We start from the raw sequence: 18241 nt of genomic DNA on the forward strand, positions 1-18241 counted from the left end.
TTTTGAACATATTTCTACTTTTAACTCTTCTTTAACAGAACCAGTTGTAAAAGTGTTTCCACATGCACACTTAACCACAGCATCATGATGGTATTCTGGATGTATGCCTTGTTTCATATTTTTCACCTCTTTTTAATAAATATTCTTAAATTAACTATTTGAGTATAGCATATGAGTATATACTCGTCAATAAGTGAAGGATTGGAAAAATATCTTTTGTTATAAATTTAGAGAAATGATATAATCAGATTTATACATCATAAAATAGAGGGAGAGATACAAAAGTGAGCAAATTATATTTCAGATATGGGGCTATGAACTCAGGAAAATCAACACATTTAATGCAGGTTGCATATAATTACGAAGAAAGAGGAATGAGAGTAGTTTTAATAAAACCTTTTACAGATACTAAGGGTGGACATGAACTTGTTTCAAGATTAGGAGTAACTAGAAAAGTTGATTATATAATTGAAGAGAATGATAATATCGTAGAGATAATAGGGGAAGATATAAAAGAAAATACAAAGTTAAATTGTATATTAGTAGATGAAGTACAATTTTTAAAAGCATATCAAATAGATCAACTTTTTGAAATAGCTGTAAAGCATAATGTACCTATTATATGTTATGGATTAAGAACAGATTTTAAAATGAATGGTTTTGAAGGTAGTGAAAGACTTTTACTTATAGCACATAGTATAGAAGAGATGAAAACTATTTGTAAATGTGGGAATAAGGCTGTAGTTAATGCAAGAATGATAAATGGGAAGTTTGTTTTTGAAGGAGCTCAAGTTGCTATTGATGATAATGACCATGTTCAATATGAATCATTATGTGGAGAATGTTATTTTAAGTTTAAAGAAAATGAATAATATTAAAGAATAAGGGGGCAAAGTATTGAGAAAATGTGATGTTGGAGGGCAAGCTGTATTAGAAGGTGTTATGATGAGAGGCACCAAAGGAATTGCAACAGCAGTAAGAGTAGATGATAAAATAGAAGTGGATATGAAATACGTAAGGCCTGTAACTAAAAAACATAAAATTTTAAATATTCCATTTTTAAGAGGTGTATTTATATTAATTGATTCTTTAGTACAAGGGATTAAGGCACTTAATTATTCAGCTAGCTTTTTTGAAGATTGTGAGGAATCTAAATTTGAAGATTTCTTGCGTAAGAAATTTGGAGATAAATCAAATGATATAATAATTGGATTTACAATATGCCTATCATTAATTATGTCTGCTATAATATTTTTAGCCATACCAACAGGGATAGCATCTCTATTCAAAGCCTTTGGTTTTGGGGATATAGTTTTAAATATAATAGAAGCAGTAATAAGAATTGGAATCCTGATAGGATATATGTATGGAATAGGAAAGCTTGAAGATATAAATAGATTATTTCAATATCATGGAGCGGAGCATAAAACTATATTTTGTTATGAAAATGAAGAAAAGCTAACTGTAGAAAATGTAAGGAAGTACTCAAGGTTTCATCCAAGATGTGGAACGAACTTTATATTTTTAGTGATGATAGTAAGTATACTTTTATTTACATTTACGGGGTGGGGCGGTTTTCTTGAAAGATTGATTTTAAGAATTATACTAATTCCATTTGTATCTGGAATTAGCTATGAAATAATAAAATGGCTTGGGAAAAATGAAAATGGCTTAGCAAAAATAATAGCAATGCCGGGATTAAAATTACAAAAGTTAACTACAAGAGAGCCAGATGATAAACAAATAGAGGTAGCCATAAAGGCGTTGAAAACGGCAGAAGGAATACCGGAGGATAAAAAGATGATTTTAGATTTAATAAATCTAGGTAATAAAAAATTAGAACAAGAGGGTATAGAAACTGCAAGGCTTGATGCAACATTATTATTAGGTAAAGTGTTAGGTAAAGATAGACTATATTTACTTATGAATAGTGAAGAAGAAGTAAGTCTTTCAGATGAAAAAGTTTATTTTTCTTTAATTGAGGAAAGAATGAAGAAGAAGCCGATGCAATATATTTTAGGTTATGTAGAATTTATGGGGCTTACGTTAAATGTTGCAGAAGGAGTATTAGTACCAAGAGGTGACACTGAAGTTTTAGTTGAAAGAGTTTTAGAGGAAATTGAGGAAGATTCTGAGATTGATGTATGTGACCTTTGTTCAGGAAGTGGAGCAATTGGAATAGCACTTGCAGAGTTTAGAAAAAATATAAGTGTAGACCAAATTGATTATTATGAAATTCCAGAAAAAATGACTAAGGAAAACATTGAAAAATTTAACTTAGGAGACAGGGTTAAATTTATAAAAAGTGACCTTTTAGAAGAAGTAATCAAAGAAGATAAAAAGTATGAAATATTAGTATCAAATCCACCTTATATAAAAGAAGAAGAAATTGAGCGATTAATGGAAGATGTTAAAAATTATGAGCCACACACAGCTTTAAGTGGTGGAGAAGATGGGCTTATATTTTATAGGAAAATTATAGAGCAAAGTGTTAGTGTATTAAAAGAAAATGGAATACTAGCTTTTGAAATAGGTCACGACCAAGGAAATGAAGTAAAAGAGCTTATGGAAGAACGGGGCTATAGGGATGTTGAAGTTATAAAAGATTTAGCATCTTTAGATAGAGTTGTTATTGGTAGGTATTTTGTTGAAAATTAAAAAGAATTTGTGATATAATTAAAGAATATGAAAAAAAATAGTACGGAGTGAGAAAATATGTTATTAGATAAATTAGCATTTACAGAGAATAAGTATGATGAACTTTCAGTGAAAATCAGCGATCCATCAATTATGGCAAATCAAGCTGAATGGAGAAAGTTATGTAAAGAACATGCAGAACTAGAAATTTTAGTTGGCGTTTATAGAGATTATAAAAGCACATTAGAAGCATTAGATGATAATAAAATGATGCTTGAAGAAGAATCAGATAAAGAAATGAGAGAAATGCTTCACGAAGAAATTAGTGAGTTAACAGAGAGAAGAGATAGATTAGAAAATGAAATTCAAATCTTACTTTTACCTAAAGACCCTAATGATGATAAAAACGTATTTGTTGAAATTAGAGCAGGTGCAGGTGGAGATGAGGCAGCATTATTTGCAGCAAATCTTTTCAGAATGTATACAAGATATGCAGAAACTAACAGATGGACTGTTGAACTTATGGATGCAAACGAAACTGGAATCGGTGGATTCAAAGAAGTTGTATTTATGATAAAAGGTCAAGGTGCATACTCAAAGCTTAAATATGAAAGTGGAGTTCACAGAGTTCAAAGGGTTCCAGACACTGAATCAAGTGGTAGAATTCATACATCAACAGCAACAGTTGCAGTACTTCCAGAGGTTGATGATGTTGAAATTGAAATTAACGATAAGGATATTAAGTTTGATGTATTTAGAGCATCAGGTAACGGTGGACAGTGTGTAAATACAACTGACTCAGCGGTAAGACTTACACATATCCCAAGTGGAATAGTTATTTCATGTCAAGATGAAAAATCACAGCTTAAAAATAAAGAAAAAGCTATGAAAGCATTAAGAGCAAGATTATATGAAGCTGCAGAAGCAGAAAGAAGCGCAGGAATAGCAGAAGACAGAAAATCACAAGTTGGTACAGGAGATAGAAGTGAAAGAATAAGAACTTACAACTATCCACAAGGAAGAATAACTGACCATAGAATCGGATTAACTCTTTATAAGTTAGAAACATTCTTAAATGGAGATATTGAAGAAGTACTAACAGCACTTATAACAGCAGATCAAGCTGAAAAAATGAAGCTTATGGGAAACACAGCACAGTAAAAATTAAAACATAAAATTAAAAGGTGAATTAGCAAAATATTGCTATTCACCTTTAGTTATAGAAAACAAAAGGGAGAGGGCTCTTAAATGGATATAAATAAAGCATTAAGGGTAGAAAAAAGACGAGGGAAAAAGTTCTATATTTTAATGATAATATTAGCAATAATTTTACCGGTGTCTTTATGGCTTACAGGAATAACAAAAGGGTTTTTTATAGCATATATGATAGGAATGGAAATACTTATAGGACTTGCTATATTAAAAAGAATAGATAGATATAAATTAAACTATGAATATAAGAACAATAAATTGACATTTAAAAGTGGGGTTTTTGGGAAGAAAAATTTAATATTGTGTGATCAAGTAGCAGTAGTCCATACAGAAGGAATAGAAGATGATTTAAAGATAATCATAATAAGCACAATAAAATTTAGAAATAGTAGGCTTAAGCCAGTGGTAGATGGATTATTTAGAAAATACCCTAAAATAAGTGATGAATATAAAAGGGTTATTAATATAAATCCAGATAAAAAATATTACTACTTAATTATAAAAAAAGGTGGGCTTAAAAAATATCCGTTACTAGGTGATATTTATACATATTGTGCAAAAGCATCATATACTGAGGAAGCTATACAAAGTATAAAAATATCTAGAGGTTACACAATAGACTAAGAAGGAAGTGAAAGAATATGAAAACTGAAGTCTATATTTTAAATGGAGAAAATGATAGAGAAAAAATAAAAAAAGCAGCAGAAGCTATAAAAAATGATGGAACAGTAGCATTTCCAACAGAAACTGTATATGGGCTTGGAGCAAATGCTTTAAAAGAAAATTGTGTAAAGAAAATATTTGAAGCAAAAGGAAGACCACAAGATAATCCATTAATAATTCATGTAGCATCAAAGGAAATTGATGAATACGTGAAGAATGTACCAGAAATAGCCCAAAAATTAATGGATAAGTTTTGGCCAGGACCATTAACTCTTATATTAGAGAAGAAAGATATTGTACCAATGGAAACAAGTGCAAACTTAAAGACCATAGGAATAAGAATGCCTAATAATGAGGTTGCGTTAGAACTTATTAAAGAAGCAGGCGTTCCAATAGCAGCACCATCTGCAAATATTAGTGGAAGACCAAGTCCTACAACTTTAGAAATTTGTGTTGAGGATTTAGATGGCAAGGTTGACTATATAATTGGTGGAGAAAAGTGTGATGTAGGACTTGAATCTACAATAGTAGATTGTACTGTAAATCCACCAATAGTTTTAAGACCAGGTGGAATAACTTTAGAAATGTTAAAAGAAGTTGATGAAAACATAACTATTGATAAGGGACTTTTAAATAATAGTGATGAATTTAAGCCTAAAGCACCGGGAATGAAGTATAGACATTATGCACCAAATGCAAAACTTAAAATAATTATGGGAAATCGTGAAAAAACTATTGAAAAAATAAGAGAAATGGTACACAATTATAAGGATGAAGATAAAAGAATTGGAATACTTTTAGCAACAGAATCAAAAGGTAGCTATGATTCAGGTGAACAAATAGTAATTGGTAGCTACAATGATTTAAATGAAGTTGCAAGCAATTTATTTGAAGCACTAAGAAAGTTCAATGAAATTGGTGTTGATATAATTCTTGCAGAAGGCTTTGAAGAAAAAGGCTTAGGAATTGCTATAATGAATAGGCTAAACAAAGCAGCTGGGTATGATATTATTAATGTTTAATTAAAGGAGAAGAAAAATGAAAAATTTAATTTTTAGCAAAGATAATAGAATACAAAAGCATTTAACAAAAAACTTAATAGGGATAGGTGTCCTATTCTATTGATATATGAGAGAAAGAAGAAAATATAATTTATGTTATATTTACTGCTTTCTTTTTTTATATACATAATATACGTTTTGGAGGTAAGGTTATGAAAATTGCATTAGGTTCAGACCATGGTGGTCTTGAATTAAAAAACGAAGTAATAAAACATTTGAAAGAAAAAGGATATGAAGTTAAGGATTTTGGTCCAATGACAAATGATTCATGTGATTATCCAGACTATGCACTTCCAGTAGCAGAAGCTGTTAAGGCTAAAGAATTTGATTTTGGAATATTAGTATGTGGAACTGGAATAGGAATAAGTTTAGCAGCTAATAAAGTACCTGGAATTAGAGCAGCACTTTGTAGTGATACATTTAGTGCACATGCAACAAGACAACATAATAACGCTAATATTCTAGCGATGGGACAAAGAGTTATAGGTACAGGTCTTGCGTTAGATATAGTAGATACATTTTTAAATGCAGAGTTTGAAGGTGGAAGACACCAAGGTAGACTTGATAAATTAACAAAAATAGAAGAAAAATACGGAAAGTAGAAATAGGGGGAATAAAAAATGAGTAGAACAGTAGAAATAAACCATCCATTAATTCTTCATAAACTAGCGTTTATAAGAAACAAAGAAACAGGGTCAAAGGATTTTAGAGAATTAGTTTCAGAGGTATCTATGTTAATGGCATATGAAGTAACAAGAGATTTACCAATGGAAAATGTAGAAATTCAAACACCAATTTGTACAGCAACATGTAAAATGCTTGCAGGAAAGAAACTTGCAATAGTACCAATCTTAAGAGCAGGACTTGGAATGGTTGATGGAGTATTAAACTTAATACCAGCAGCTAAAGTTGGACATATTGGATTATATAGAGATGAAGAAACATTACAACCAGTAGAATACTTCTGCAAAATGCCTCAAGATATAGCAGAAAGAGAAGTAATAGTTGTAGATCCAATGCTTGCAACAGGTGGATCAGCAATAGATGCAATAACAATGCTTAAAGCAAGAGGAGCTAGATACATGAGATTTATGTGTTTAATAGCTTCACCAGAAGGAATAAAAGCTGTAAAAGATGCTCATCCAGATGTAGATATTTATGTAGCTCAAATAGATGAGAGATTAAATGAAAATGGATACATCGTACCAGGACTTGGAGATGCTGGAGATAGATTATTCGGAACTAAATAGGATTTTAATTAAGAATTTAAAATTAAAAATTAAGAATTAAAGGGAATTGCAAGAGATTCTTTTGGAAGACTCAAAATTTACCTGCGATAAATTTTATCGTAAGAGAAGTTTGGAGAGAAAAGATTTTTTTATGAAGAAGTAATTTTAGATTTACAAAAAAATCAACTGGATTCTTAAATATAGCAAAATAAATTAAAGAGAGAGCGTTTTAGCTCTCTCTTTAAATTTAAAAAAATCTGAGTAACCATTTCTTTTGAAAATTCGCCTAAGCGAATTTTTTCAACAACTCTTAATTTTTCATTCTTAACTCTAAACGTCGTCTATATTAAATGATAATTCAATTTTCTCAACTGATGGAGTTAGCCTAGTTAATGTTACTCCTGCGGCTGTGAACATTTTTTTTGAAGCTTTTACTATATCGGTATCAGCATATTTATCACTTAAATATATAACTTGCTTTATTCCACATTGAATTATTGCTTTAGCACATTCGTTACATGGAAATAATGCAACATATAATTTAGCACCTTCTAAAGAAACACCTCTGTTATTAAGTATTGCATTGACTTCAGCATGAACAACATAAGGATACTTGGTTTCTAAAAAATCCCCTTCTCTTTCCCAAGAGAATTCATCATCAGAGCAACCAAACGCAAAGCCATTATAACCTACAGATAAAACACGGTTAGTTTTACTTACTATACAAGCACCAACTTGAGTACTTGGATCTTTACTTCTTTTCGCAGACAAAAGAGCAAGTCCCATAAAATATTCATCCCAAGAAATAAAATCTGTTCTTTTCATAAAATCACTCCTTAAAAGTATAGTCTTAATTGTTTTTAACTTATAAGTACATTATAATAAAAAAGAAGAAAAAGAGAAATAAATTATCAAAGTTTAAAATAGAATTAAACCATATATAACTAGGAGGAAATTAAATTGAAAAAAATAATGACTATATTTGGAACAAGACCAGAAGCTATAAAAATGGCACCATTAGTAAAAGAGCTAGAAAAGAGAGAAGGAATACAATCTTTAGTATGTGTAACAGCACAGCATAGAGAAATGTTAGACCAAGTTTTAGAGCATTTTGAAATAGAACCAAATTATGATTTAAATATAATGAAGAGCAAACAAACACTTACAGGAATAACTAATAGGGTGTTAGAGGGACTTGAAGAAGTGTTTATAAAAGAAAAGCCAGATATGATTTTGGTTCATGGTGACACAACAACAACTTTTGCAGGTGGTTTAGCTGCTTTTTATCAACAAATAAAGGTTGGGCATGTTGAAGCAGGACTTAGAACTTTTGATAAATATTTCCCATTTCCAGAAGAGATGAATAGAAAGCTTACAGGAGCTCTTGCAGATATACATTTTGCACCAACAAAGGGTTCAAAGAATAATCTTTTAAGAGAAGGAGTTCCAGATAAGGATATATTTATAACAGGAAACACTGTTATTGATGCAATGGAGCATACTGTAAAAGAAAATTATACTTTTGAAAATGAAGAATTAAATAAGATAGATTTTGAAAATAAAAAAGTGATAATGATAACTGCCCATAGAAGAGAGAATTGGGGAGAAGGAATAGATAATATTTGTGAGGCACTTGGAAAAATTGTAGATGAAAATAAAGATGTAGAATTAGTATACTTAGTACATTTAAATCCAGTAGTTAAAGATGTAGTTCATGCAAAGCTTGGAAATAAAGAAAGAGTACATCTGTTAAGTCCATTAGATACACAAGAAACTCATAACTTAATGAATAAATGCTTTATGGTTATGACAGATTCAGGTGGGTTACAAGAAGAAGCACCTCATTTAGGAAAGCCAGTTCTTGTATTAAGAGATGTTACAGAAAGACCAGAAGCCGTTTCATATGGAACTGTAAAATTAGTAGGAACAAATGTAGAAAAAATAACTGAAGAAGCAAATGCATTAATAAGAGATGAAAAAGCTTATGAAATCATGAGTAAGGCAGTAAATCCATACGGTGATGGATTAGCTTCAAAAAGAATTTGTGATGCTATAGAGTTATATTTTGGAATATCTGAAAAAGAAGTAAAAGAGTACATGGAATAGTTTGACTAAAATTTAACAAAAAAACCTTGATTATTATGGAAATAATGGTTATAATTAAAGTATGTTAAGAGTTTAACAAAGGTTAAAAATAAAAATATTTTAATTATATATTGGAGGTTTATGAAGATGAGAGATGTAGTAATAGTTAGTGCTGTAAGAACAGCATTAGGAAGCTTTGGAGGATCTTTAAAAGACGTTTCAGCAGTAGATTTAGGGGCTTTAGTTATAAAGGAAGCTGTAAATAGAGCTGGAATTAAACCAGAATTAGTAGAAGAAGTATTAATGGGGAATGTTATTCAAGCAGGTCTTGGACAAAACACTGCAAGACAAGCAACTGTAAAAGCAGGATTACCAGTTGAAACTTCAGCTATGACAATAAACAAAGTTTGTGGTTCAGGATTAAGAACAGTTAGTTTAGCGGCTCAAATGATTAAAGCAGGAGATGCTGATGTAATCGTAGCTGGTGGTATGGAAAGTATGTCACAAGCGCCATATGCTTTAAAAACAGCAAGATGGGGTCAAAGAATGGGCGATGGTAAAATGGTTGATACAATGATCAACGATGCATTAACAGACGCATTCGAAGGATATCATATGGGAATTACAGCTGAAAATATAGCTGAAAGATGGAACTTAACTAGAGAAGAGCAAGACGCATTTGCTGCAAATTCTCAAAATAAAGCAGAAGCAGCTATAAAAGCAGGGAAATTCAAAGATGAAATAGTACCAGTTGTTATACCTCAAAGAAAAGGTGAACCAAAAGTATTTGATACAGATGAGTTCCCAAGATTTGGTGCAACTCCAGAAGCTTTAGGAAAATTAAGACCAGCTTTCAAAAAAGATGGTACTGTAACTGCTGGTAATGCTTCAGGAATAAATGATGGAGCTGCTGCATTCGTAGTAATGAGCGCTGAAAAAGCAGAAGAATTAGGACTTAAAGTAATGGCTAAAATTACTTCATATGGTTCAAGAGGATTAGATCCAGCAATTATGGGATACGGACCATTCTATGCAACTAAAAAAGCTTTAGAAAAAGCTAACTTAGAAGTTAAAGATTTAGACTTAATCGAAGCTAATGAAGCTTTTGCAGCTCAAAGTTTAGCAGTAGCAAAAGATTTAGAATTCGATATGGATAAAGTTAACGTAAATGGTGGAGCTATAGCTTTAGGACACCCAGTTGGAGCTTCAGGAGCTAGAATACTTGTAACATTATTACATGAAATGGAAAAGAGAGATGCTAAGAGAGGTCTAGCTACTTTATGTATCGGTGGTGGACTAGGAACAGCATTAATCGTTGAAAGATAATATAAATTGAAATATTTAAAATAGAGAAGAAGTCGTCTGAAAGGATGGCTTCTTTTTAGATGGATTATAAAAATAATAAGCTTGGTAGAAGTAAAATTTCTATCAAGTTTATTTTATTTTGGAGATTTTTTGAAAATGGTGACTAAATTTATTAGAGGGAATCTGTTTTTTGAAAATAAGAGATAAATATAAATAGTAACCAAAAATAATGTAAAAGGATATACTAAATTATAAAAGATAATGTATAAAAAAAAAGAATGTGACCATAATTAAGAAGAAAGGTGGGGGAATTATGAAAAAAAAGGTAATGATTTTACTCCTTCTAATTTTATCAATGGTCACTATAGGAAGTACAACAGAAATAGGGATACAGTCGTACAATGAGTTAGAAGAGAGAGTTAGAGATATAACAGAGTTTGATTCAAATGGAGTAAGGTTTGAATATACATCCTCAAATAGTGTGGAAAAAGAAAAAGAGAGATTAAAGGAAGTATATAAAAAGTCTTATGAAGTAAATGAAGATGGAAATAGTATGAAGTTAGTAAAGGGAATGTTGATAGAAGTTAACCTGTGGGAGGAAAAAGGCAAAACCTACGTAAATTTAACAATAAATAATGAAGATGAAGAATATTGTAGCAAGGAATTAGAAAGAGAACTTTTAAAAGCTAATAGTAAAGAGGTTGAAAATAAAAAAATATTTAGCTTTTATAAAGGAAAGGTATTAGAAGAAAATAGAGAAGAAGTGTTAGAATTTATAAAAAAAGATGAAAATAATAACTTGAAGATAGAAAATGGATATACGTGGAAAAATAAAGTGGGCAAAGAAATGGTGAATTTTGGATTAGTCAATTATGATACAGGACTACATTTAATAATTGGAACTCCAGTAATATTTACAACATACTAAAAATTTTTGATGGAGGAAGGTATGGAGAGGATAATTATAAAAGAAACAAAGGAATTAAAAGGAGAAGTTGAAATAAGTTCGGCAAAAAACTCAGTATTACCAATAATAGCTGCAAGTTTATTATGTACAGAAAAAGTTACATTAAAAAATATACAAATGCTTGAAGATGTTCACGTGTTAACAGAACTAATAAAGGAGTTAAATGGTGAGGTTGAGTATTCAGAAATAACAAATGAGCTTGTTTTAAATTCAATGAATATAAATCCCTTAGAAGAAGATAATGACTTAGTAAGAAAAATGAGAGCATCATTTTTAATTATGGGACCTATGCTTGCAAGGTTTGGGCGATGTAAAATATCATTACCTGGAGGATGTAATATAGGAAGTAGACCTGTAGAACTTCATTTAAAAGGCTTTAAAGCATTAGGTGCCACTATAAAGATAGGACATGGATTTGTTGAAGCAAGAGCAAAAAAACTTATTGGGAATAGAGTGTATTTAGATTTCCCATCAGTAGGTGCAACTGAAAATATAATTATGGCAGCAGTACTTGCAAAGGGAACAACAGTAATAGAAAATGCAGCAGATGAACCAGAAATATGGGATTTAGCCGATTTTTTAAATAAGATGGGAGCAAATATTTATGGTGCTGGTGTTAGAAAAATTATAATTAAAGGGGTAAGTAGCCTACATGGTGCTACACATAGACCTATTTACGATAGAATAGAAGCTGGAACCTTTATGGTAGCAGCAGCTATTACAAACAGTATGATAAAAATTAATGAGGTAACAGAAGAGCATTTAACACCAATTATAGAAAAGCTTAAAGAGTGTGGTGTTGTAGTTACAGAAGAAGAAAATGGAATAATAGTAGATGGTAGATATGATAAATGTACAGCAGATATAAAAACGCTGCCACATCCAGGATTTCCAACAGATATGCAGCCACAAATGATGGCGCTTTTATCAACTATTGAAGGAACAAGTCTTATTACAGAGACTGTATTTGAAAATAGATTTATGCATGTTGGAGAATTGCAACGAATGGGAGCTAATATAAAAATTGACGGAAGAACAGCTGTGGTGGAAGGGAAAAGTAGATTAACAGGATGTTCTGTTAAATCAACTGACTTAAGAGCTGGAGCAGCACTTATTTTAGCTGGTTTAGTTGCAGAGGGTGAAACTAAGGTAGGCGAGATATATCATATAGATAGAGGATACAAAAATATTGAAGATAAGTTTAGAAAACTTGGTGTAACTATAGATAGAATAAAATTATAAGAAAAGGTCATCTGAGAAGGTGACCTTTTTGATATGGAAAATTTAAAAGAAAGTATAGGCTTTACATAAAATAAAAAGTGTAAGTAATAAAGGAGAAATAAAGGCATATATATAATTAGAATAAATATGCCGGGGGTGGAATTTTGAATAAAAGGGATGTGAAAGAAAATGTAGTTATAATTGGTGTAACAACAGCCGTTATAATAGCATGTTTAATAATCATACCAAAAATTATTTTAGGTGATAGTATAACAATACAAGGAGCAAAGGAAGAGGTATCTAAAAAAAAGAAAGCAAGCCCATATATAGAGGTCTTAGGTGAAAAAGATATAACTGTATATAGAAGTAAGACAGGAAAAACAGAAAAAATAACATTGGAAAATTATGTTATAGGAGTTTTGTCAGGGGAGATGCCAGTGAATTTTGAAGTTGAAGCTTTAAAAGCACAAGCGATAGCAGCGAGGACATATTATATGTCAAAGAGAGAGAAAAAGTGTGAGAATGCAAAGGGCGCAGATATTTGTGACCAAATTCATTGTCAAGTATATATGAATAAGGAAGAAAGAATAAAGGGATGGGACTCTAAAGTAGCAAAGAAAAATTATGAGAAGATAGAAAAAGTAGTAAAGGAAACTGAAGGTGAAGTAATAGTTTATGGAGATGAAATAATAAAATATCCACAATTTTTTTCAACAAGTTCAGGAAAAACAGAGAATTCAGAAGATGTATTTGTTTCAGCAGTTCCATATTTAAAGTCAATAGAAAGTCCAGGAGAAAATATTTCTCCTAAATATTCAGCAGAAAAAACTGTAAGCAATGAAGAATTTAAAAGAATAGCAAATGAAAAATTTGGCGCAAATATTAGTGGAAATAATATAAAGAGTCAAGTAGAAATCTTAAGTAGAACTGAGGGTGGTTCAGTTGAAGAGATAAAAATTGGGAAGAGTAAAGTCAAAGGAACTGAATTTAGAAGAGCATACGATTTAAATTCGGCAAATTTTGATTTAGAATATTTCAAAGATAAGGTGAAAATTCAAATGAGAGGTAGTGGGCATGGTGTTGGGATGAGCCAATGGGGTGCAAATGTAATGGCAAAAGAGGGCAAAGAATATAAAGAAATATTGAGTCATTACTACAAAGGAATAGAAGTTAAAAAAATTATGTTTAAATAGTGAATAAAAAGGTGATATTTGGGAGAATACTCAAATATCATCTTTTTTATTATTTAAAAATAAAAATGGATAAATTTGATTAAATAAAAATAATTTGGACACAATGGAAATTAGGAGGTGTTTAAAAATGAAAGAAAAATTAAAACAAATGGCAAACAAGGTAAAGGACTATTTTAAGGATAAGAAAATCACAAAGAAGGAAGGGCTTTATATAGCAATTTTTTCAGGTGTATGTATATCGCTTATTTCAGGAATAGTAATTTTAAAAAATGTAAATGCAAATAAAGAAAATGCACAAAAGAAACCTGAAAAGGAAATAGCATTAGAAATACCAAAAGATAAAGAGGTAAGTGGTAATACTATTGAAAATTCGGAGAGAGTAGAAAAAGATAAAGATAAAAATAAAGAAACATCAAAAGCTGTGAATGCAAAACCAGAAGTTTCATTTACTAAACCTGTTGAGGGAAAATTAGTAAAAGGGCATGATGATGCAATTATTTCAGAAGATGGAAAAAGAAGTGATATGTTTGGTGGAATATCTATAAGTGCAAAGCTTGGAACAGATATTAAAGCAGCAGAAGCAGGTGTTATAGAGAAGGTTGAAAATAATAACGTAATGTTTGGAACAACTGTAACTATAAAACATGTTAATGGAATGAAAACTGAATACAGTAACTTAGATGCAAAATTAAATGTAAAAAAAGGTGATAAAGTTACAAAAGGACAAAACATTGGGAAAATCGGTAAGACAGCTCAAAGCTTAAGTGCAGCATTAAAATGTGATTTCGTACATTTAAAAATGTATACAAGTAAAGATAACAAAGATGTAGAGATTGATCCAGCGAAATATTTTTCATATAAAAAATAAAAATTAATCAGTCATTTGAATAAAATGACTGATTAATACTAATAATAAAAGCATTATGCAAATTATAAGGAGGAAGAAATGAAAGACTATATAGAAGAAAGAGTGCTAGAAGTAGCTCAATATATAATTGATTCAAAAGCAACTATAAGAAAAACAGCTAAGGTTTTTGGGGTAAGTAAAAGTACAATCCATAAGGATATGACAGAAAGATTACCTAAAATTAATCCAACAATAGCGGAGCAAACACACTCAGTATTAGAGATTAATAAGTCAGAAAGACACATAAGAGGTGGAAAAGCTACTAAAATGAAATATAAAACTGCAGAATAATGTTGAAAGAAAGCCCTATTCAAGATATAATTTAAACTATAATAGAAAATATTAGATAATTTTCAAGAAAAAAGAAAAGGGTGAGAATTATGTGGTTTTGGAAAAATGGAACTGATTTAGGTATTGACCTAGGAACTGCGACAGTATTAGTGTATATGAAAGGGAAGGGGATAGTTTTAAAAGAACCTTCAGTAGTAGCAATAAACAAGAATACAGGTAAGGTTTTAGCTGTAGGAAGAGAAGCACGAGAAATGCTTGGAAGAACACCAGGAAATATAGTTGCGGTAAGACCATTGAAAAATGGAGTTATATCGGATTATGACGTAACAGAAAAAATGTTACAAGAACTTATAACAAAGGTTTGTGGAAATAAAAGAATTACAACACCAAAGGTAATGATTTGTATACCATCAATGGCTACGGAAGTAGAAAAAAGAGCTGTAGTAGATGCAGCAAAAAATTCAGGAGCAAAAGATGTTCATCTTATAGAAGAACCTTTAGCAGCTGCTATTGGTGCAGGGCTTGACATAACAAAACCTAATGGATGCATGATTGTTGATATTGGTGGAGGAACTTGTGATATTGCTGTTATATCTTTAGGTGGGATAGTTTTAAGAACCTCAATTAAATCAGCAGGTGATAAGTTTGATGAAGCAATTATTAGATATGTAAGAAATAAGCATAAGCTAATGATTGGAGAAAAGACAGCAGAAGAGATTAAGGTATCAATAGGCTCTGTTTATGAGGACTCTTTTGATTCAAAAGCAGTAATTAGAGGAAGAAACATGTTAACAGGGTTGCCAGATGACTTAGTTTTAACATCAGTTGAAATTAGAGAGGCATTAAAAGAACCAGTCTCTATGATTATTGAAGGTGTACGAAGTATCTTAGAAAAAACACCACCAGAGTTAATAGCAGATATCATAGAACAAGGGATTCTATTAACTGGTGGAGGAGCATTAATCCACGGATTAGACAAACTAATACAACGTGAAACAGGATTAGATGTATATGTAGCAGAAAATTCAGTTGAAGCTGTTGCAGAAGGAACAGGAATGGTCTTAGGTTATATAGATAAATTAAGTTCATCCGTAAGTGGTGGAGAAGTTATATTAATTGATTAGAGTGCTTTTTAAAGCACTTTTTTTTTATACACCTTAAATATTTGGAAATATCAAGGTGTATAATTCAGATTAGCAGAAAGAATGAGTGATTTCGAGATAATAGAAGCCAAGTCGTAGATAAAAGAAAGGCGAATTGAGTTAGAATTGAGGAAATCTTCATAATTATTTTTCGCAACAATTCCGATAATAGATACATCACCAATGTCCTTTAATTTTTTACCAACCCCTTTGCCAGGGGAAACTGGAATATCACGAACGCAAATATCACCAATCTGACTGCTTGTCCCTAAGCAAGCATCTATTGCCATAATATAAGAATCAGGATGAAGTTTCTTAATTTTAGAGATAGATTTATTTAGGTTTAATGCATGGATTGGTGAATGAAGAGTTCCATACACAGGAAAAGGAAAATTATAATATGTTAATAAAGATCCTACAATTGGACCTAAAGCATCACCAATAAATTTATCAGTACCAATACAAACGATGATTAAATTTTCTTTTATATGATGTTTTAAAACTTCGCTTAATTCTTCAATTGGATTTTTAGAATTAAAAGAGATAATGGATTTCAAGCTAGAATCACCTCCAATGATAATATATTCAAGAAAGAGACGAGATATACAAAAAAAAGGTAGATTGTATAAATTGTTGATTAAGTGGATATGAATTATAAAGAGGTGTTGAAAATGAAGAAATTAATGGTAATCATATTATTAGGCTTAACATGCTTGACTATGTACTTTGTAGTTTTATGGGAACCAAGTGTTGATGTGGTAAAGAATGAAGAAGTAGTTAAAGAAAATAAAATAGAAACTGATGAAAGTGATAAAGAAATAAATGACAAAGAAATAATACAGAATGAAAAAGAAGAGAAAAAAAATGAAAAAGAGGAAAAGGAAAGATTAGAGAAAGAATTAGAAGAAAAAGAAGCTAAAGAGAAAGAAGAAAATAAAAAAAAGATTTTGAATTTTGGAAAAAATTTAAGAGAAGAGGATAGAAAGATAATAGATAAGAAAATAGGAACTCTTTCAACAGTAGATTTGATGAAGGTTGAAGAATTTTTAAGTGAAGGAAACTTGAAAGAGGCTATGAATTTAATGAAGCTTAGAATGTTAGAGGAGGATTGGAAGCATGTAAATGAGGTATTCGGGAAGTATAAATAGCTAAGTGATAAACATGAAAACGTATATAAGTGTAAAAAAGAGAAATGAAGAGAAAAAAAGAGAAAAATAAAAATAAATTCATATAAAAGCTAAAAATGAAGGTTGAAAATAATAGTGTATGAATATATACTAACTATTGTCGGTTGGCGAGTTCGCTACCGAGTAATTAAATAAGGTGGGGTTCCCGAGTGGCCAAAGGGGGCAGACTGTAAATCTGTTGCAACTTGCTTCGAAGGTTCGAATCCTTCTCCCACCACCATTTCAAGGTCGCATAGCTCAGCTGGGAGAGCACCTGCCTTACAAGCAGGGGGTCACAGGTTCGATCCCTGTTGTGACCACCATTAAAAAATAAAATGATAAACATGCGCTGGCATGGCTCAACGGTAGAGCAGCTGACTTGTAATCAGCAGGTTGTAGGTTCGATTCCTATTGCCAGCTCCATTAGGTGGGGTTCCCGAGTGGCCAAAGGGGGCAGACTGTAAATCTGTTGCAACTTGCTTCGAAGGTTCGAATCCTTCTCCCACCACCATTTTATTTTTAAAAAAACTGAAAAACACTTATTTGCTGGCATGGCTCAACGGTAGAGCAGCTGACTTGTAATCAGCAGGTTGTAGGTTCGATTCCTATTGCCAGCTCCAAATAAGGTGGGGTTCCCGAGTGGCCAAAGGGGGCAGACTGTAAATCTGTTGCAACTTGCTTCGAAGGTTCGAATCCTTCTCCCACCACCAAACGCTAAGAATTTTCTTAGCGTTTTTTTGAATTTAAGTGCATATTCTAGAGGGGAAAGAAATGAAAATTAGTATTGGTGATGTAAATATTAATAAAATATAGAGAGTTTTAAATTTTATGTTATGAAAATTAAGAAAAAATAAAACAAATCCTTTAAATAGAAGTGGTTAGAGGCGTTAAGAAATCGTTAATAGAAAAAAATATAAGGATATTATGTAAAAAAATGTATTGACTAAGGAAAAACACTGTGTTAGAATTCAAAATGAAAATAAGTTAAAAATGAATAACAAAACTCTTATCAAGAGAGGTGGAGGGATACGGCCCTGTGAAACCCAGCAACCTACAGTATTAAAATTTTAATATGTGTGGTGCTAATTCCAGTAGATTATCTACGAGATGAGAAGAATAGGAAACTAGTTCTCTTCTTCATCGAAGAGTTTTTTTATTATAT

Annotated in this window: 19 protein-coding genes, 6 tRNA genes and 1 riboswitch; of the genes, 22 read left to right on the forward strand and 3 right to left on the reverse strand. The window is 31.2% G+C overall.

What is annotated here, in order from left to right; translation table 11 throughout:
- Nucleotides 1–117, reverse strand: a 117-nt coding sequence (gene rpmE, locus ACRC28_RS04850; protein ID WP_438542343.1) for a 50S ribosomal protein L31, incomplete at its 3' end; no start/stop codon positions are given.
- A gap of 167 nt (nt 118–284) precedes the next feature.
- Between rpmE and ACRC28_RS04855 the strand changes: the two genes are divergently transcribed.
- From ACRC28_RS04855 to upp, 7 genes are all read left to right on the forward strand, one after another.
- A complete protein-coding gene (locus ACRC28_RS04855) occupies nt 285–872 on the forward strand; it encodes a thymidine kinase (RefSeq protein ID WP_438542326.1) in 588 nt (195 codons plus the stop codon).
- Between the two features lie 25 nt (nt 873–897).
- Nucleotides 898–2658, forward strand: coding sequence for a peptide chain release factor N(5)-glutamine methyltransferase (prmC, locus tag ACRC28_RS04860; RefSeq protein WP_438542327.1), 1761 nt, complete (start codon nt 898–900; stop codon nt 2656–2658).
- A gap of 57 nt (nt 2659–2715) precedes the next feature.
- On the forward strand, nt 2716–3798 hold the full coding sequence (prfA, locus tag ACRC28_RS04865) for a peptide chain release factor 1 (RefSeq protein ID WP_438542328.1): 1083 nt from the start codon (nt 2716–2718) through the stop codon (nt 3796–3798).
- Nucleotides 3799–3885: 87 nt separating this feature from the next.
- Complete coding sequence (locus ACRC28_RS04870; protein WP_438542329.1) at nt 3886–4473, forward strand: hypothetical protein; 588 nt, start codon at nt 3886–3888, stop codon at nt 4471–4473.
- Nucleotides 4474–4490: 17 nt separating this feature from the next.
- Nucleotides 4491–5534, forward strand: a complete 1044-nt coding sequence (locus tag ACRC28_RS04875) for an L-threonylcarbamoyladenylate synthase (RefSeq protein ID WP_438542330.1) — start codon at nt 4491–4493, stop codon at nt 5532–5534.
- 191 nt (nt 5535–5725) lie between these two features.
- On the forward strand, nt 5726–6175 hold the full coding sequence (gene rpiB, locus ACRC28_RS04880) for a ribose 5-phosphate isomerase B (protein ID WP_438542331.1): 450 nt from the start codon (nt 5726–5728) through the stop codon (nt 6173–6175).
- A gap of 18 nt (nt 6176–6193) precedes the next feature.
- The gene (gene upp, locus ACRC28_RS04885) at nt 6194–6823 is read left to right on the forward strand and encodes a uracil phosphoribosyltransferase (protein WP_438542332.1); all 630 of its coding nucleotides are present in this window, start codon (nt 6194–6196) and stop codon (nt 6821–6823) included.
- 309 nt (nt 6824–7132) lie between these two features.
- Here the strand turns inward: upp and ACRC28_RS04890 are convergent, their stop codons facing one another.
- Nucleotides 7133–7627: a deoxycytidylate deaminase gene (locus ACRC28_RS04890; protein ID WP_438542333.1), complete on the reverse strand. Its 495-nt coding sequence runs from the start codon at nt 7625–7627 to the stop codon at nt 7133–7135.
- Between the two features lie 147 nt (nt 7628–7774).
- On the opposite strand from ACRC28_RS04890, the gene wecB reads away from it, so the two are divergent.
- The 8 genes from wecB to mreB all read left to right on the forward strand — a co-directional run bounded on the left by wecB (nt 7775) and on the right by mreB (nt 15895).
- On the forward strand, nt 7775–8908 hold the full coding sequence (gene wecB, locus ACRC28_RS04895) for a non-hydrolyzing UDP-N-acetylglucosamine 2-epimerase (RefSeq protein WP_438542344.1): 1134 nt from the start codon (nt 7775–7777) through the stop codon (nt 8906–8908).
- A gap of 126 nt (nt 8909–9034) precedes the next feature.
- The gene (locus tag ACRC28_RS04900; protein ID WP_438542334.1) at nt 9035–10213 is read left to right on the forward strand and encodes an acetyl-CoA C-acetyltransferase; all 1179 of its coding nucleotides are present in this window, start codon (nt 9035–9037) and stop codon (nt 10211–10213) included.
- Nucleotides 10214–10505: 292 nt separating this feature from the next.
- Nucleotides 10506–11120 carry a hypothetical protein gene (locus ACRC28_RS04905; protein WP_438542335.1) on the forward strand — a complete coding sequence of 205 codons (615 nt, stop codon included), beginning with the start codon at nt 10506–10508 and terminating at the stop codon, nt 11118–11120.
- Nucleotides 11121–11141: 21 nt separating this feature from the next.
- Nucleotides 11142–12401, forward strand: a complete 1260-nt coding sequence (gene murA, locus ACRC28_RS04910) for a UDP-N-acetylglucosamine 1-carboxyvinyltransferase (RefSeq protein ID WP_438542336.1) — start codon at nt 11142–11144, stop codon at nt 12399–12401.
- 143 nt (nt 12402–12544) lie between these two features.
- Nucleotides 12545–13573: a stage II sporulation protein D gene (gene spoIID / locus ACRC28_RS04915; protein WP_438542337.1), complete on the forward strand. Its 1029-nt coding sequence runs from the start codon at nt 12545–12547 to the stop codon at nt 13571–13573.
- 127 nt (nt 13574–13700) lie between these two features.
- Nucleotides 13701–14441 carry a peptidoglycan DD-metalloendopeptidase family protein gene (locus ACRC28_RS04920; protein ID WP_438542338.1) on the forward strand — a complete coding sequence of 247 codons (741 nt, stop codon included), beginning with the start codon at nt 13701–13703 and terminating at the stop codon, nt 14439–14441.
- 78 nt (nt 14442–14519) lie between these two features.
- The gene (gene spoIIID / locus ACRC28_RS04925) at nt 14520–14771 is read left to right on the forward strand and encodes a sporulation transcriptional regulator SpoIIID (protein ID WP_438542339.1); all 252 of its coding nucleotides are present in this window, start codon (nt 14520–14522) and stop codon (nt 14769–14771) included.
- Between the two features lie 89 nt (nt 14772–14860).
- Nucleotides 14861–15895 (forward strand): rod shape-determining protein MreB, encoded by a 1035-nt coding sequence (gene mreB, locus ACRC28_RS04930; RefSeq protein WP_438542340.1) that lies wholly within the window; start codon nt 14861–14863, stop codon nt 15893–15895.
- Nucleotides 15896–15945: 50 nt separating this feature from the next.
- Here mreB and yyaC read toward each other — a convergent pair whose 3' ends face one another.
- Nucleotides 15946–16470: a spore protease YyaC gene (gene yyaC / locus ACRC28_RS04935; protein WP_438542341.1), complete on the reverse strand. Its 525-nt coding sequence runs from the start codon at nt 16468–16470 to the stop codon at nt 15946–15948.
- A gap of 114 nt (nt 16471–16584) precedes the next feature.
- Here yyaC and ACRC28_RS04940 point away from each other — a divergent pair, with 114 nt between their 5' ends.
- From ACRC28_RS04940 to ACRC28_RS04970, 7 genes are all read left to right on the forward strand, one after another.
- Nucleotides 16585–17061 carry a hypothetical protein gene (locus ACRC28_RS04940; RefSeq protein ID WP_438542342.1) on the forward strand — a complete coding sequence of 159 codons (477 nt, stop codon included), beginning with the start codon at nt 16585–16587 and terminating at the stop codon, nt 17059–17061.
- 174 nt (nt 17062–17235) lie between these two features.
- A tRNA-Tyr gene (locus tag ACRC28_RS04945) sits at nt 17236–17320 on the forward strand.
- 6 nt (nt 17321–17326) lie between these two features.
- A tRNA-Val gene (locus ACRC28_RS04950) sits at nt 17327–17402 on the forward strand.
- Nucleotides 17403–17427: 25 nt separating this feature from the next.
- Nucleotides 17428–17502, forward strand: a tRNA-Thr gene (locus ACRC28_RS04955).
- Between the two features lie 3 nt (nt 17503–17505).
- Nucleotides 17506–17590: transfer RNA gene (locus ACRC28_RS04960), tRNA-Tyr, on the forward strand.
- Nucleotides 17591–17624: 34 nt separating this feature from the next.
- Nucleotides 17625–17699: transfer RNA gene (locus ACRC28_RS04965), tRNA-Thr, on the forward strand.
- 5 nt (nt 17700–17704) lie between these two features.
- Nucleotides 17705–17789 (forward strand) — tRNA-Tyr (locus ACRC28_RS04970).
- Nucleotides 17790–18082: 293 nt separating this feature from the next.
- A riboswitch (SAM riboswitch) is annotated at nt 18083–18193 on the forward strand.
- The last annotated feature ends 48 nt before the right edge of the window (nt 18194–18241 follow it).

It is taken from the genome of Clostridium sp. (genome assembly GCF_051650885.1).
GTDB lineage: Bacteria > Bacillota > Clostridia > Clostridiales > Clostridiaceae > Clostridium.

Coding starts and splice junctions, on each gene's coding strand:
- ACRC28_RS04890 (WP_438542333.1), bottom strand. CDS start 7,627: ATGAAAAGAACAGATTTTATTTCTTGGGATGAATATTTTATGGGACTT.
- ACRC28_RS04875 (WP_438542330.1), top strand. CDS start 4,491: ATGAAAACTGAAGTCTATATTTTAAATGGAGAAAATGATAGAGAAAAA.
- ACRC28_RS04905 (WP_438542335.1), top strand. CDS start 10,506: ATGAAAAAAAAGGTAATGATTTTACTCCTTCTAATTTTATCAATGGTC.
- upp (WP_438542332.1), top strand. CDS start 6,194: ATGAGTAGAACAGTAGAAATAAACCATCCATTAATTCTTCATAAACTA.
- ACRC28_RS04900 (WP_438542334.1), top strand. CDS start 9,035: ATGAGAGATGTAGTAATAGTTAGTGCTGTAAGAACAGCATTAGGAAGC.
- ACRC28_RS04920 (WP_438542338.1), top strand. CDS start 13,701: ATGAAAGAAAAATTAAAACAAATGGCAAACAAGGTAAAGGACTATTTT.
- ACRC28_RS04940 (WP_438542342.1), top strand. CDS start 16,585: ATGAAGAAATTAATGGTAATCATATTATTAGGCTTAACATGCTTGACT.
- rpiB (WP_438542331.1), top strand. CDS start 5,726: ATGAAAATTGCATTAGGTTCAGACCATGGTGGTCTTGAATTAAAAAAC.
- murA (WP_438542336.1), top strand. CDS start 11,142: ATGGAGAGGATAATTATAAAAGAAACAAAGGAATTAAAAGGAGAAGTT.
- mreB (WP_438542340.1), top strand. CDS start 14,861: ATGTGGTTTTGGAAAAATGGAACTGATTTAGGTATTGACCTAGGAACT.
- prfA (WP_438542328.1), top strand. CDS start 2,716: ATGTTATTAGATAAATTAGCATTTACAGAGAATAAGTATGATGAACTT.
- spoIIID (WP_438542339.1), top strand. CDS start 14,520: ATGAAAGACTATATAGAAGAAAGAGTGCTAGAAGTAGCTCAATATATA.
- wecB (WP_438542344.1), top strand. CDS start 7,775: ATGACTATATTTGGAACAAGACCAGAAGCTATAAAAATGGCACCATTA.
- ACRC28_RS04870 (WP_438542329.1), top strand. CDS start 3,886: ATGGATATAAATAAAGCATTAAGGGTAGAAAAAAGACGAGGGAAAAAG.